This window comes from Synechococcus sp. HK05, assembly GCF_019104765.1.
Lineage (GTDB): Bacteria > Cyanobacteriota > Cyanobacteriia > PCC-6307 > Cyanobiaceae > Vulcanococcus.
Map to the genome: position 1 here is coordinate 124886 of NZ_JAHRXJ010000001.1, position 14157 is coordinate 139042.

The 14157-nt window shown below is 65.3% G+C and carries 16 protein-coding genes; 5 read left to right on the forward strand and 11 right to left on the reverse strand.

Annotated elements, in window-relative coordinates; all coding sequences use genetic code 11:
• The first annotated feature begins 15 nt into the window (after positions 1-15).
• A complete protein-coding gene (gene msrA, locus KUL97_RS00665) occupies positions 16-621 on the forward strand; it encodes a peptide-methionine (S)-S-oxide reductase MsrA (protein ID WP_217794781.1) in 606 nt (201 codons plus the stop codon).
• Positions 622-777: 156 nt separating this feature from the next.
• Positions 778-981: a hypothetical protein gene (locus KUL97_RS00670; protein WP_217794782.1), complete on the forward strand. Its 204-nt coding sequence runs from the start codon at positions 778-780 to the stop codon at positions 979-981.
• Here the strand turns inward: KUL97_RS00670 and KUL97_RS00675 are convergent.
• Genes KUL97_RS00675 through KUL97_RS00695 form a run of 5 tightly spaced genes read right to left on the reverse strand, consistent with a single transcriptional unit; the run spans position 978 to position 4827 of the window.
• Positions 978-1214, reverse strand: coding sequence for a hypothetical protein (locus KUL97_RS00675; protein ID WP_217794784.1), 237 nt, complete (start codon positions 1212-1214; stop codon positions 978-980). The genes KUL97_RS00670 and KUL97_RS00675 overlap by 4 nt on opposite strands.
• 33 nt (positions 1215-1247) lie before the next feature.
• Positions 1248-2738, reverse strand: coding sequence for a leucyl aminopeptidase (locus tag KUL97_RS00680; RefSeq protein WP_217794786.1), 1491 nt, complete (start codon positions 2736-2738; stop codon positions 1248-1250).
• Between the two features lie 34 nt (positions 2739-2772).
• Positions 2773-3390, reverse strand: a complete 618-nt coding sequence (locus KUL97_RS00685; RefSeq protein ID WP_217794788.1) for a GIY-YIG nuclease family protein — start codon at positions 3388-3390, stop codon at positions 2773-2775.
• Between the two features lie 4 nt (positions 3391-3394).
• A complete protein-coding gene (locus tag KUL97_RS00690) occupies positions 3395-4084 on the reverse strand; it encodes a hypothetical protein (RefSeq protein ID WP_217794790.1) in 690 nt (229 codons plus the stop codon).
• A gap of 32 nt (positions 4085-4116) precedes the next feature.
• Positions 4117-4827 carry a response regulator transcription factor gene (locus tag KUL97_RS00695; protein ID WP_217794792.1) on the reverse strand — a complete coding sequence of 237 codons (711 nt, stop codon included), beginning with the start codon at positions 4825-4827 and terminating at the stop codon, positions 4117-4119.
• A gap of 148 nt (positions 4828-4975) precedes the next feature.
• On the opposite strand from KUL97_RS00695, the gene KUL97_RS00700 reads away from it, so the two are divergent.
• Positions 4976-5299, forward strand: coding sequence for a DUF1825 family protein (locus KUL97_RS00700; protein WP_217794968.1), 324 nt, complete (start codon positions 4976-4978; stop codon positions 5297-5299).
• A gap of 42 nt (positions 5300-5341) precedes the next feature.
• Positions 5342-6613, forward strand: a complete 1272-nt coding sequence (gene tyrS / locus KUL97_RS00705; RefSeq protein ID WP_217794794.1) for a tyrosine--tRNA ligase — start codon at positions 5342-5344, stop codon at positions 6611-6613.
• 17 nt (positions 6614-6630) lie between these two features.
• Here the strand turns inward: tyrS and KUL97_RS00710 are convergent, their stop codons facing one another.
• The gene (locus KUL97_RS00710) at positions 6631-8571 is read right to left on the reverse strand and encodes an SUMF1/EgtB/PvdO family nonheme iron enzyme (protein ID WP_217794796.1); all 1941 of its coding nucleotides are present in this window, start codon (positions 8569-8571) and stop codon (positions 6631-6633) included.
• A gap of 274 nt (positions 8572-8845) precedes the next feature.
• The gene (locus KUL97_RS00715) at positions 8846-9259 is read right to left on the reverse strand and encodes a cupin domain-containing protein (RefSeq protein ID WP_217794798.1); all 414 of its coding nucleotides are present in this window, start codon (positions 9257-9259) and stop codon (positions 8846-8848) included.
• A gap of 96 nt (positions 9260-9355) precedes the next feature.
• On the opposite strand from KUL97_RS00715, the gene pyrF reads away from it, so the two are divergent.
• Positions 9356-10075, forward strand: coding sequence for an orotidine-5'-phosphate decarboxylase (gene pyrF / locus KUL97_RS00720; RefSeq protein WP_217794800.1), 720 nt, complete (start codon positions 9356-9358; stop codon positions 10073-10075).
• A gap of 11 nt (positions 10076-10086) precedes the next feature.
• Here pyrF and KUL97_RS00725 read toward each other — a convergent pair whose 3' ends face one another.
• From KUL97_RS00725 to deoC, 4 genes are read right to left on the reverse strand one after another with little or no spacing between them, the layout of a single operon-like run.
• Positions 10087-11256, reverse strand: coding sequence for a glycosyltransferase family 4 protein (locus KUL97_RS00725; RefSeq protein WP_217794802.1), 1170 nt, complete (start codon positions 11254-11256; stop codon positions 10087-10089).
• Between the two features lie 28 nt (positions 11257-11284).
• Positions 11285-12622 (reverse strand): MFS transporter, encoded by a 1338-nt coding sequence (locus KUL97_RS00730; protein WP_217794804.1) that lies wholly within the window; start codon positions 12620-12622, stop codon positions 11285-11287.
• 34 nt (positions 12623-12656) lie between these two features.
• Positions 12657-13451, reverse strand: coding sequence for a DNA repair protein RecO (gene recO, locus KUL97_RS00735; RefSeq protein WP_217794806.1), 795 nt, complete (start codon positions 13449-13451; stop codon positions 12657-12659).
• Positions 13448-14143 carry a deoxyribose-phosphate aldolase gene (deoC, locus tag KUL97_RS00740; protein WP_217794808.1) on the reverse strand — a complete coding sequence of 232 codons (696 nt, stop codon included), beginning with the start codon at positions 14141-14143 and terminating at the stop codon, positions 13448-13450. Before deoC ends, recO begins: the two co-directional genes overlap by 4 nt.
• Between the last annotated feature and the right edge of the window lie 14 nt (positions 14144-14157).

The following is a 14157-nucleotide window of genomic DNA, read 5'->3' on the forward strand; positions in this document are numbered from 1 at the left end:
GTTGTTCCTCTTCTGATGGCTGGGCTGCTGCTGCTCTGGCCGTTGGCGCCGGCCCACGCAGCTGTGGAGGAGGCGGTGCTGGCTGGGGGCTGTTTCTGGTGCCTTGAGCATGACCTCGAAAAGCTGCCGGGGGTGCTGAGTGTGGAGAGTGGCTACAGCGGTGGCAGCCTTCGTAACCCCACCTATCGCCAGGTGAGTGGCGGTGGCACCGGTCACCAGGAGGTGGTGCAGGTGCGTTTCGATAACGCCAAGATCAGCTACCCCACCCTGCTGCGGGCCTACTGGCGCAATGTGGATGCGCTGGATGGCGGCGGTCAGTTCTGTGATCGCGGCAGTTCCTACCGGCCGGTGATCTTTACCGAGGGAGCAACGCAGAAGCAGCAGGCCGAGGCGAGCCGCAAGGCCGCGGCTCAGGAGCTGGGCAAGCCGGTCTCGGCGATCCGGGTGCAGATCAAGCCCCTCAGCCGTTTCTGGCCGGCGGAGGGCTATCACCAGGATTACGCCGAGCGCAACAGCGTGAAATACAACTACTACCGCTGGGCTTGCGGCCGTGATCGGCGCCTGGATCAGCTCTGGGGATCGAACGCACGCAGCCGCTCCCCATGGGTGTCTGCTCCCTGACCTGTCAGTCGTCCGGTCCGGCCGGGCAATTCGAAGGAAAAGCTGAAGACCCCTGCGGCCCTTTTGGCCTGTTTTTGAGTGGTGGAGCGGGTTTCCGCCCTTTTTTCTCTCGGCAGAGTCACTTAGCGTTGATCTGACGCGAGCGGAGGTGTGTGTATGTATCTGCTGACGATTCGCGATGGACTCGTCACCCGTCACGTTGGGCCCTATGAGAGCCCCAAGCAGGCTTCCGATGATCTGGATCGCTTGCTCGAACAGTTCGGTGAGCGTGCCCGCTGGCAGATTCACGCCCTCGAATCACCCCGGGATGTGCTGCGGGGCTCCAATCCCAAACCCAATCGCCTCGCGACGGCGGCTTAGGGCTTCTGCTGCCCCGGATAGCCACGCAGCAGACCGCTTTCCACCATCAAGCCCACGCCCGCCACGATGGCCACCAGGCTGAGGGTCCCGTACCAGAACCAGGGCCCATGGGCTTGGCCCAGGGTTTGCAACGTGCGGCGCTGCACGGCTTCTCCGAACAGACACAAACCGGCGGGCAGCAGTAGCACGCCGATTTGTGCTTTCACGAACCAGCGGATCTTGCGAACGGCCATGGAGTCGTGCTGGGTCGGTCGATTGGAGCCAGCCTAGGCGGGCCCCCCCGCTTGCACCCAGTTCACCAGGGTGCGCACGCCATAGCCCGTGGCGCCGGCGGGATCTAGGCCCCGGCCTTTGTCGCTCCAGACCGTGCCGGCGATATCCAGGTGGGCCCAGGCCACCTCGGGAGCCACGAAGTCTTGAAGGAAGAGAGCGGCGGTGATCGAGCCACCGGGGCGGGGGCCGGTGTTCTTCATATCGGCCAGGCCGCTCTTGAGGCCAGCGCGATAGGAGGCGCGCAGGGGCATCCGCCAGATGGATTCGCCGCCCTGGGCGCCGGCGTCGATCAGCCCCTGGGCCAGGGGATCACAGGGCGACCACAACCCAGCGATTTCCTCGCCCAAGGCGATCACGCAGGCGCCGGTGAGGGTGGCCAGATCCACCACCGCATCGGGTTCCAGCTTGCAGGCGTACACCAGGGCATCCGCCAGGGTGAGGCGCCCTTCGGCATCGGTGTTATTGATCTCGATCGTTTTGCCGTTGGAGGCGGTCACGATGGCGCCGGGGTGAATCGCTCCACCACTGATCATGTTTTCGCAGGCGGCCACGATCATGTGCACCTCCACGCCCGCCGGTTTCAGTTCGGCGATGGCACGCATGGCACCCAGCACCGCCGCGCTGCCGCCCATGTCGTACTTCATCATGTCGATCTGGGAGCCAGCGGTTTTGAGGTTGTAGCCGCCGGAATCGAAGGTCAGACCCTTGCCCACCAGCACCAAGCGGCGTTCGGCTGTGCCCTGGGGCCGGTAGGTGAGATGGATGAACTTGGGCGGTAGATCCGAGCCCTGGGCCACCGCCAGGTAAGAGCCCATGCCGAGCGCTTCGCAGTCGCTGCGCTCGAGCACCTTGAGCTCTAGCCCATACGCGCGGGCGATGTCGGCAGCGGTGTCGGCCAGGGCGGCCGGGGTCACCACATTGGGTGGGGCCGCCACCAGCTCACGGGCCAACTCCACGCCGCTGCAGATGGCGCTGCTGCTGTTCACCGCGCCCTGAGCCGCTTCCGCCAGCCCCAGCAGCTCCACCTGAGTCAGCTGGGGTGAGGGATCGGATTCGCTTTTGAAGCGCTGATCGCTGTAGAGGCTCAGTCGCACCGCTTCAGCCATGGCCGCAGCGGCGGCCTCAGCAGCCAGGCCTTCCACCGGCATCGCCAGCGCGAGTTGGCTGGCGCCGGCTGTGGCCGCGCTCTTGCTGGCGGTGGCGGCAGCATGGCGCAGCTGTTCGGGGTCGAAGTCGGCGGGTGCACCGAGGCCCACCAGCACCAGCAGGCTTGGCGTTTGGCCGAGCAAATCGATGCTCAGGCTTTCACCCGGTTTGCCCTTGAAGCGGCGTTGTTCGAGCCGATTGGCCACAGCAGCACCGAAGCGCTCCAGCAGTTGGCTGCGGCTGGTCTCTCCCGCTTCGCCGCTGAACAGGCCCACCGCCAGCGCCTCGCCGCTCCAGCTGGCAAGGGTGGCGGTGCTGCAACGGATGTCGGCGACCATCTCGGCGGTTCAGATGGCGGCGATGGTAGGGCGATCAGCAGGAATCGGCGGTGAAGGGGGTGGCCCAGCGGCCCCGCGTTTCTTTGTTGAAGGGAGGCAGCCAGTGGCGAATCAGGGCCTGCTCCAGGGCCCGCCGCGGACGAACCGCCGTGGGGGCATCGCTCCAGAAGCGAATGCTCAGCTGACTGCCAAGGCCCACCTGCTGGAGGGCATCGCCATAGGCGGCGAGGTAGCTCTTGCAGTCGTGCTCGCCCTTCCAGCGCCGATCCGCCTGGGCTGTTTCCCCCACATAAAGCAGGAGGCTGCCGTTGAGGTGGGGGGGGCGATCGATCACGAAATAAAGGGCGGCGCCGCTGTTGCTGGCCTCCGGCCAGCGCCAGAACTGCAAATGCTGGGGGGCCAGTGCCAGGGGATCCAGCCGCTGGACCGTGGCGGCCGGGCCCACCACGGCGCCATCGAGCAGGTTGATCTGGCCGGCTGCCACGCTGCGGCCTTCTGCCACAGCGATGAAGCGCGGTTGCTGGTAGTCCAGCAAGCGTTGCTGCCACTCCCGCAGCTGATGCTCCTGCAGGGGGAGATCCTGGGGCGAGCCTGCGCCACCAAGGGGTTGGGCGAACAGGTCGCCCTGTCTGGGTGATGCACCGCTCGCCATGGGCTCAGGCCGAACGGGGTAATTGCGGTCCGGCAGGGCCCTGGCCGAAGCGCACCTTGCCGATCAGTTCTTCCACCAAGGCCGGAGGCCACTGCAAGCGCTGCTGTAGGTCGGCCAGATCGGTGAATGGTGCCCGTTGGCGTTCCCGCAGCAGCCGCGCGCGACGTGCTGCATCCAGCTGCGGCAGCTCTCGCTCCAGGGCTGTCGCATTGGCATGGTTGAGGTCCACAGCTCTCGAACTGGTGCTGTGAGGGGCTCCGTCGCCATACCAGCGAAACAGCAGCAGGGGTTCCCAGGCCATCACCTGGCTGCGAGGCAGCTCCAGTAACCGTTCCAGATCGTCGAGGCCGCTGAGCTGCACGCCACCGCGCTGCAGGCGGACCAGCAGATCCACCTGGGCTGCGGTGATCCCCGGCAGTCGCAGCCAGTCATCGGCACTGGCGCGGTTCACATCCAACCGCCAGCCCAGGGCGGCGGCGCGCTGGGCCTCGCCAGGATCCTGCAGGCGGCGCTGCGGATCCTGGCGGAGCTTCAGCTCCAGTAGATCGCGCTCCAAGGCCTCGTCGCTGGCTGCCGCTTCGAAGGCAGCTGGAGCTGGCTCTGGCGATGGAGTCGCTTGGGGCCGGCGCGGCAGTTGCCCGGTGGCCTCCAGCAGGCTGCGGGCGAGCGGATCCAACCAGTGGCCACGGGCCATGGCGGCGGCGGCAAAAGCACAGTTGTCCGACCTTAACGATCTTCCGGCCACTCCACCAAGCCGAGACGGATGCCTTTCACAGCGGCGTGGAGGCGGCTTCGGGCCCCCAGTTTGTGGAAGATCTGTGCCACATGGCTCTTCACGGTTTCCGCGCTGATGAAGAGGGCGGCGGCGATCTCCTGGTTGGTGGCATCGGCTGCTATCCGTTGCAGCACCTCCACCTCGCGGTCGGTGAGTTGGGCCAGCGGTGCATCCCCGATGCCGGAATAGCCCTCGAAATACTGCTTGTAGAGGCCTTTCTCCGTATAGGCCGCCCCCGCGCTCACGGTGGTCAGGGCCAGGGCCACCGTGCCACGGCCGATCTGCGATTCGAGGCAAACGCCGTCGCAGCCGGCCTCGACGGCCCGGCGAATGGTGATCAGCCGTCTGGGCTGGGTGACCACCATCACGGCGCTGAGCGCTGGATCCTGTCGTTTCGCGGCGGCCACGAGGGAGCCGCCATTTCCCTGCTCAAGGCGGTCGGTGCAGAGCAAAAGGTCGGCCTCCTTGGCCTTCAGCAACTTGAGAGCAACGGGTTCGCAGGTGGCGGCGCCCACCAGTTGATGTCCAGGACGGATGGCGCTGACCAACAGGCTGAGGGCCAGGCGGCTGCCCATGGCGGCGACCACCCGGTGCGGTTCCATCAGCTGATTTCCGCGCTCCACATGGGTGCGCACCTCCTCGATCAGAGGCGTGAAGTCCAAGTCGGCAGGGCGCGGCTGTTTCAACTGTGCGCAGAGCTGGCTCTGTCGTCAGCCAAGGCTTCGCGCCGCCTGGGGGATACGTGGATCCGCACTCGTCAGCCTTCGCCGCGTTCAGCAGAATTCGCTGGAGCGCGTGCGCCTTGACGCCATGGCCTTCTTCGACTCCGAGATCGTTCAGGACGAAGCCAAGCGCCTGTTCGGCGACTACCAGCAGCTGATGCAGCTGGGCGGTGAGTACGGCAAGTTCGATCGCGAGGGCAAGAAGCTGTTCATCGAGCGGATGGAGGAGCTGATGGACCGCTATCGCGTGTTCATGAAGCGCTTCGAGCTCTCGGAAGACTTCCAGGCCAAGCTCACCGTGGAGCAGCTGCGCACCCAGCTCGGCCAGTTCGGCATGACACCCGAGCAGATGTTCGAGCAGATGCACCGCACGCTGGAGCGAATGAAGAGCGAGCTCGACAAAGAAGCCTGAACCCCGCTGCCTACGATCCGCCCCTGAACAGCAGCGGCAGCGATGGCTAAGGGTGCTTGGGGATTGCCGCAGTGGATCGAGCGCGGCGTGGCCGATCTGTTCCCGGCGGGCACGGCCGAGGGCGCTGCCACGGATCCTGATCAGCAGCTGGCTGCGCGCCTGGCGGAGGCCGAGCGCGAAGGCCGGCCGCTGCGGATCAAGCTCGGCATCGATCCCACCGGCTCCGATATCCACCTGGGCCACTCGATCCTGTTCCGCAAGCTGCGGGCCTTCCAGGATGCGGGCCATGCGGCGGTGCTGATCATCGGCGATTTCACCGCCCGCATCGGGGATCCCACCGGCAAGAGCGCCACCCGCGTGCAGCTCACGGCGGAGCAAGTGGAAGCCAATGCCGCCACCTACCTCGCCCAGCTCGGGCAGGGGCAGGATCCCGCCAGGGCCCTGCTCGATTTCGAAACGCCCGGGCGGCTTGAGGTGCGCCGCAATAGCGAGTGGCTGGCGGCCCTCGATCTGCCGAAGGTGATCGAGCTGCTGGGCATCTCCACCGTGGGCCAGATGCTGGCCAAAGAAGATTTCGCCAACCGCTACGGCTCGGGCACCCCGATCTCCCTGCACGAATTCCTCTACCCCTTGTTGCAGGGCTACGACTCGGTGGCGATTCAGGCTGATCTCGAGCTCGGCGGCACCGACCAGAAGTTCAACGTGGCGATGGGCCGCGATCTGCAGCGCCATTTCGGCCAGCGCACCCAGTTCGGGATGTTGCTGCCGATCCTGCCGGGCCTCGATGGCGTGCAGAAGATGAGCAAGAGCCTCGGCAACACCGTGGGGCTCTCGGACGACCCCCTCTCGATGTATTCCAAGCTCGAGAAGGTGCCCGATGCGGCGGTGGAGGAGTACCTCACCCTGCTCACCAATCTGGATCTCGACGCCCTGCCGGCCAACCCGCGCGAACGCCAAAAGGCGATGGCGCTGGAAATCACCCGCCAGCGCCACGGCGATGCGGCAGCTCAACAGGCCCAGGCTGATGCCGGCAAGCTGGTGGGGGGTGCCAGCGGCAGCGGCGCGGCCGATGCGGAGGTGCCGGAAGCCTCGCTGGCTGAGGTGAACTTCCCGGCCAAGGCGTTTTATCTGCTCAGTGCGGTGGGCATCTGCGCCAGCAGCAGCGAAGCGCGGCGCCAGATCCAGGGCGGCGGCGTGAAGCTCGATGGCGAGAAGCTCAGCGATCCCAACCAGGAATTCAGCAGCGCCGCGGAGCTGGAGGGCAAGGTGCTGCAGCTGGGCAAGAAAACCTTCCGGCGCTTGGTGGTGGGCTGAGCAGCGCGCGAAGTAGCTCAGGCCATGGGCACTGAGGAAGGGGCCATCAGTGCTAGTGGGTCAACAGCGGCTATCCGGAACCCGGCATCGCTCGATTCCCGATCGATGGTGGAGATGGAGTAGGTGGTGGACACCGCTGACTGTCCAGCGCTGAACCAGTAGCCGCCGCGCAGGCCCCTAAGCGGTGATGTGGTGGCGTTCAGGTCGTTCCATTCGTAGACAAGGCCGGCCTGGTCAGTGGTTCCGTAAAAACTCCTGCTTTGGCTGAACGTTCCCACATCGGTGAGATAGTTCGTCAGAGGGTCGTAGACCTTGGATTGTGTGGTGTACAAGATGAAGTTATTGGCCAGGTTGGCCTCGTTGCTGCCTCCTGTTGAGGGCGTACTCGTGGGTGATGTATTGCTCTGGGTTGCATACAGGTAATAGCCGCCAGTGCCATTCAGTTCAGGGCTGAAATAAGCGGCTTTGTACCACTGGTCTTCTGTTGGAATAAAGAAGAAGGGCGCCTGGCCGGTGTTGGGATTGATGGTGTTCCGTTCCGGTGCTTGGCTTTTGTTCTGCTTGAGGTTGTAGGCTCCGTTTTCTGTTGTTTTGTTGTTTTGAGGGCCAGAAGGTTGGCCGTTGCTCATCCAGTTTGCAAACCGCGCTGCATCGAGCCAGCTCACATAGGTGATCGGCCGATCAGCGCTCTCGCCATCGTTGTTGATCGTGCGGTACTTGTATTTGCCTGGCTGACCCAGGCGCTCGATGCCGGCGATGTTGAGGTCGCGCTGCATCATTGGATTGAACAGGTTGTTTCTGTCTCGTTTTGCAACCGCATTGAGGAATGTGGTGTATTGGCCAATCGTGATGACGTTAGTGCTGATTTGAAAGGTGTCGGTGACTCTGCCAAAGCCTGTGAGTGGATCGGCCGGATTATTTGGGTTGCCAACTGTGATCAGATCAAGCTCAATCCCATTGGTTTGCAAAGGCTTTTGGGATGGAGATATGTCCTGGCTGGATGGTGCGAGTCTGCGCGTGGACTGGCCAGTCGGCCGCCCTCTTTCGGGCGTCTGCTTGCCGGGGAGTTGGACAATGCGAAAGCCAGCGTTGACCGCCTCGCTTTCCGTGGCTGCGGCGATGCTGTAGCCCGATTGCAAAAGACTGGCAAGCGACGTCCATGCTCCTCCACGCAGGGGGACATCGCTTCGGTTCACGCCGCCATTGTCCAGAACTTCCCAGACGCCACCATTCTGGTCGAAAGTTCCGAAGGGGCCTTCGGATGCTGAATAGCTCCCGACCGGGCTCAGGTAGTTCTGATTGTTGTTGACGAAAGGTTGCTGGGTGACTGAGTAAAAGCCATTGGCGTCCAGAATGTAGTTGACTTGATTCGACTCACTGCCGATCTTATTGCCGGGAGCTTTATTGCTCTGCGTTGCATAGCGGTAGTAGTTTCCTTCCTTGTGCTTGCGATTGGGTTTGAAGAAGGCGGCTTTGTACCACTCGTCTTCCGTGGGAATCGCATATAGGGGAGATGCGTTCGTGTTGGGATTGATCGGGTTTCTTGAGGTGGACAACCCGTTGGTCGCGCCGTTTAGTGTGTAAGTGCCATCTTCGGTGGTTTGTGCACTGCTTGGACCACTGGGTTGGCCGTTATCCAGCCAGTTCACGAAACGCGCGGCATCAAACCAGCTCACCCCGGTAATTGGCAGTTGATCCGTGCCTGCAATTGGCGTGTAGATGTAGCTGCCATCGCTTCCTGACCGTGTGATTCCCCCATTGATGGGGTTGGTCATCAGGGTTGGGTTGTAGAGGCGATAGGGGTCGCTGGTGGCGACTGCATTCAGGAAGGCGGTGTATTGACTGATGGTGATTTCGTATTTTCCGATCGCATAGTTGCTGTCAACGCGTCCATAGCCCGTGTTGTCAGGCTTGTTGCCAGCTTGCCTGACGCGAACGGTCTCAATCGTTATGCCCATGTGTGGTTCTCTCTATCGGTAGCTTGCTCGCCGACTCGTAATGCGCAAGTGTTGTGCCAATAGCCGATAAGAGTTGAAACAGTCTTGATGTCTTCTGGGGCAGGTAATTAATCCCCTGTTGATGGAGGGCGGTCGTTCCTTCTGGCCAGGATTGCGGTGGGATGCTCGAACGGGAGAAGTGCGGGCTTCTTGCTCGCAAGGTTGCAGCAGCTGCAGAGCTGGAGGGTCGGACGTAAACGTCGGGCCAGACGACCTTCAGATGCCGGGTGGCGGGTTAGAGGCTGCGCAGGACCTGCAGATCCTCCTCATCGAGCGGTGTCGGCACGCCGTGCTCGAGAAGCTCGGCAAATCCACCGTCTTGGCTGAGAACTGTGAGTAGATACAGCCGCTCGGGACCGGGATTCTCCAGGTCGTGCAACGCCTCTTCCGGCACCACCACAAAATCGCCGCCGCTGGCGCTGATCGAGCGCTCATCCACGTGAAACACCACCGTGCCCCGCAGCACGAAAAACAGCTCTGCGGCGTGGTGGTGGGAGTGGGGCGGCACCCGATCACAAGGGTCGTGCACCTCCAGAAACACGGTGCAGCCGCCTGCTTCCGGTTTGTTCAGCAATGCCAGACGGCAATGGTCGTGGCTGCCGAGCCGGTAGCCCTGCAGCTGCTCGGGATGCAGGATGCGCGGCAGCATGGGCTCATGGAGGTGTGTGCTTCATGCTGCGCGCTCTAAAGGGACGCCGCCACCACGCTTCGTAGCCTGAGATCTCGTCAGAGAGCCGGATCCCGCGTGAACAGATCTGCCGCCGATCGGATCATCGTGGCCCTCGATGGCATGGCTCCAGAGCAGGCCCTGGGTTTTGTCGCCGCGGTGCCGGAGCTGCGCTGGGTGAAGGTGGGCCTTGAGCTGTTCGTGGCCGGCGGCCCGGATGTGGTGCGTCAGCTGCGCGATCAGGGCAAGCGGGTGTTTCTGGATCTCAAGTTCCACGACATCCCGGCAACCATGGCCGGGGCCTGCCGCAGCGCGGCCCGCCTGGGCGCTGAGCTGATCACGGTGCACGCCTGCGCTGGCAGCGAGGCCCTGCGCGCCGCCCAGGATGCCGCCATGGATTCGGCAAGCGCCGCGGGCCATCCGGCTCCCACCTTGCTGGCGGTGACGGTGCTCACCAGCTGGGATGCAGCGCGCTTTGCCTCCGAGCTTGCGATCAAAGAACCGGTGGCGTCGTATGTGCCACGCCTCGCCGCACTCGCCGCTTCGGCCGGCATCGGCGGTTGTGTGTGCTCGCCGCTGGAAGTGATGGCCCTGCGCAGCGTCCATCCCGAGCCTTTTGCCCTGATCACTCCAGGGATTCGCCCCGCAGGTGCCGCCCTGGGTGATCAGCAGCGGGTGATGACGCCGGCCGAAGCAATCGCCGCAGGCTCCAGCCAGCTGGTGATCGGCCGGCCGATCACGGCGGCGCAGGATCCGGGGGCGGCCTTCGCCGCCTGCTGCGCTGAGCTGGCGAGCTGAGGCGGGCTGATTCAGGCTGCGACGCTGCCCTGCGGCACCAGGTCGGCGTAGAGCCGCTCCAGCTGGTCGATGTTGCTCTGCAGCGTGTAGCGCTCAAGAGCTCTCTGGCGACCGCGCCGGCCCAATTCTTCGATCAGCACCGGCTGATCCCGCAGCACCGGCAGCAAGGTGCGCAGCTGGGTGGTCACCCCCTGGGTGCTGATCACAATCCCTGCGCCCCCCTCAATCACTTCGCCATCGGCTCCAGCATCGGTGGCCACGCAAGCGGTGCCGCTGGCCATCGCCTCCAACAGTGCCAGCGAGAGCCCCTCCACCAAGGAGGGCAGCAGGAACACCTCCGCTAGCTGCAGCAGCGCCAGTCGGCGGGTTTGGTCGGGCTCATGGCCCCACCAGTGCACGTTGCACTCCGGGCCGTAGGCCTGCATCAGCGATTGCCGCACCGGACCGTCGCCCACCACCACCAAGGTGCATCCGGCGGGTTGCACCAATCGCCAGGCCCTCAGCAGCGCCTCCACGTTCTTCTCCGTGGCGATGCGACCCATATAGAGGAACACCCGCTCGCCGTTGAAGCGCTGGCGCATCTCGATCAGCGCAGGGGAGGGTGCCTCCGTCGCCGGTGCCCACTGCTGGGGGTCCACGCCGTTGGGAATCACCGCCAGGCGGTTCGCCGGCACCCCCAGTCGCATCAGCACATCGGCCTGCAGATCGGAGAACACCACCACCCGGTCGTAGCGGGCCAGGGAGGGGGCGTAGAGCTGATAGGTGAGCTGTTGGGTGCCGGAGCTGAGGTTGCGCAGCGCCGCATCAAAGGGCGGGTGGAAGGTGGCCACCAGGGGTAAACCCAGCTGCTGACAGAGATCCGGTAGGCGGAAATCCAGGGGGGAGAGGGTGAGGCTGGCGTGCACCAGATCCGGACGCAGCCGCTCCAGGGATTCCCGCAGTTCCCGTTGAGCCCCGGGTGAGGGGATCGTGTACACCTGCGATTTCACCAGGTAGGGCAGGGCTACCTCCGGGCTCGGCTCGCTTGCTTCGGCTGCTCGACCCAGGCCTGCGGCTGGGGTGTCGAAGTGAATGAAGCTGATGTCGTGGCCGCGTTGCTTCAGGGCTGCCGTGGTGCTGAGCCCGTAGGTGACGTTGCCGCAGAACGGTGATTTCTTGCCCAGCCAGGCAATGTGGGCCACACGCGGGCAGGGTTACCAGCTCCTGACGCTAGCAGCGCTCCCAGGGGCGTTCGAGCAGCGCCGCCAGCAGCGCCAGCCCTGCCAGCGCCCAGAGCACCGGCAGCAGGCCATAACGGCTCACCACGGCGCCGGCCAGCACCAGTGGCAGGCTCAACGCAATGTTGATCATGTTGTTCTGCAGTCCAAACACCTTGCCCCGCATGGCTTCCGGGGTGTCTTCCTGGATGGTGGTCTGGGCGGGGATCGCCAGCAGCGCAGAGCCGATGCCCAGCACTGCGCAGAGGGTGAGGGTTGCACTGAGGTTGCCGCGCAGCTGGCCGAGCAACACCAGGCTCCAGGCGATGGTGCCCAAGCCGGCTGACGCCAGCCGGCGGCGGTTGAAGCGGTGGCCCACCTGCGCCACCGCCACGGCACCCACGGCCAGGCCGATGCCGCTCATCGCCAGCAAGGTGCCGAACTGGGTGGGGCCCAGCTGCTGAATCGCCGAGGCCAGGCTGATGGCGAGCACGTACAGCGCTGCAAGCAGGCTGTACAGCAGCACCAGTTGCAGCAGCGCGCTCCGCACGCTGGGGCGTTCGCGCAGCACCTGAAGCCCGTCGCGCATCTCCTCCCACACGGTTTGCTCGCGCTCCTGGCGTGGCGTTTCCTCCACCCGGATCCAGGCGATCGAAAGTGCGGCCAGGCCGTAGCAGAGCGGCAACAGGGCGAATTCGCCGTTGGGGATGCCGATGGCCCCAAGGCCGTACTTGAGCAGCCTCAGGATCGGGTCGCCCAGGGCGAAGCCCACGATCGTGGCGCCCATGCTGGTGGCTTGATACAGCGAATTGGCGGCCAGCAGCTGGCGGGTGGGCACCAGCATCGGGATCGCCGCCTGCTCGGCCGGCGCAAAAAACTGCGTCAGCACCGATTCCAGGAAGGTGATCACCAGCAGGGCCCAGTAGCCCCAGCTCAGCCCTAGCCATTCGGGGCCCGGGATCAGGCTCAGCGGCGCCAGCAAGGCCAGGCCGGCGCGGATGCCGTTGCTGGCCACCATCACCTCGCGCTTGCGCCAGCGATCGGCCCAAACGCCAGCCACCAGCCCCAGCAGCATTGCTGGAATTGTGTTGGCCACGTAGATCCCTGTGGCGAGCAGGGTGATCAGCTGGGCGCGGCTATCGATGCTGAAGCGGAAGGCGCCGGCGGCTTCGGCGATGGCGCCTTCCGCGGGGAGGGTTTCCGTCACCCAGTACTGGGCGATCAGGAACACCATCAACACGATGTAGAACTTGTCGGCCAGCTGGCTGAAGATCTGGCCCAGCCAGAGCTTGCGGAATTCAGGCAGGGCCAGAACCCCCTGCAGGCCGGTCGATCGTGGCGCGTCGCTCACGGGGTGAATCGGCTCGGGGGAACAGGGGACCGGCTCACGATGATGCCCCATCGGCAAAGCACTGGCGCAGCAGCCTCCAGGAGCGCGGGCTGCGGCCCAGATGTTCACGGCTCCACAGCTCCACCAGTTGCAGCAACCGCAGCCACACCGGCAAGGGACCCATCAGCTCCCCATCGCGCCGGCGGGGCAGGGCCGGCCGCAGCAGCCGCTGGAGCAGGGCCAGTTCGGAGGCATTGAGCACCAGCTGGGCGCCAGCCACGCCGCCGATCACAAAGCCCTCGCCGGGCAGCAGGCTGCAGCGCCACTCCCAGTTCCCCAGCGGTGGATCCAGCGCGGCCCCGCTGCGGGCGCAGCAGGCCAGCGGCAGGGCGTAGCCCCCCAGGGCCAGCAGATGCACCACGCCCTGCACGGCGATGGCCAGGGCTTCCACGTTGGCCTGGCGCTCCTTCACCACCAGCTCCAGCCGCGCCAGCTGCAGCAGCAGATCTTCGAGCACGCCCTCCACGGCATCGCCGCTGGGCACCAGCAGCAGGGTCTGCTCCGCCAGGCCTTGGGCAGCCGCCAGGCTCTCCAGCCGCTCGGCCAGCGCCGCGAAGTTGCGTTGCACGCTCAGCTGCCGCACCCGCTTGAGATCGCCGCGCCCGCCCACCTGCAGGTGGAGCAGGGCGAGGGGCACGGCGGCGGCCATGGAACTTTTCGGTTTGCGGGCTCCAGGCGCGGCCAGTCGCACCAGCCCTTGCCCGGCGCTGAGCACCGTGATCAGGCGATCGCTTTCGCCCAAGGGGGTGCTGCGCAGCACCAGGCCCTCCAAGCGCTGCTCCCCGCTCACCGGTTGCTGTCAGCCGTAGGGGCGCTGCCGCCCTCGCGCAGGGCCTGAATCAGAGCCACCCCGCGGCTGGTGCCCAGGCGGCTTGCCCCCGCTTCCACCAGGGCGATGGCCTGTTCGAGGTTGTTGATCCCGCCTGAAGCCTTCACGGCCGCGCGGCCGCGGGCCAGTTGGCGCAGTTGCTTCACCTGCTCCGTGGTGGCGCCGGGGCCGAAGCCGCTGCCGGTTTTGAGCATGGTGGCGCCCACATCGATGCTGGCTTCCACGGCTAGCTCCAGGGCCTCGGGCCTGAGTCGGCCCACCTCAAGAATCACCTTCACCGGCAGCCCCAGCTCCACGATCGGGGCAAGGTCGTTGCAGAAGGCGCGGCTGTCGCCATCGGCCAGGGCGCCGAAATCGGGCACCACATCCAGCTCATCAGCGCCGGCGGCGGCAGCCCACTCCGCCTCGGCCCGCTTGATCTCCGCCGGGATCGCACCGAAGGGAAACCCCACCACGCTCAACAGCTTTGGCCCGCGGCTGCCTGTGGGGCCGAGCCGCTCCCGGGCCGCCGGCAGCCAGCGCGAGGCCAGGCACACACCAGCAAACCCGAAGTGGCGAGCTTCGTCACAGCAGCGCAGCACGGCTTCTGCCCCCTGGTGGGGATCCAGCAGAGCGTGATCGATCAGGGGAGCGAGATCAGGAAGGTCGCGCAAGCGAAAGGGGCTGG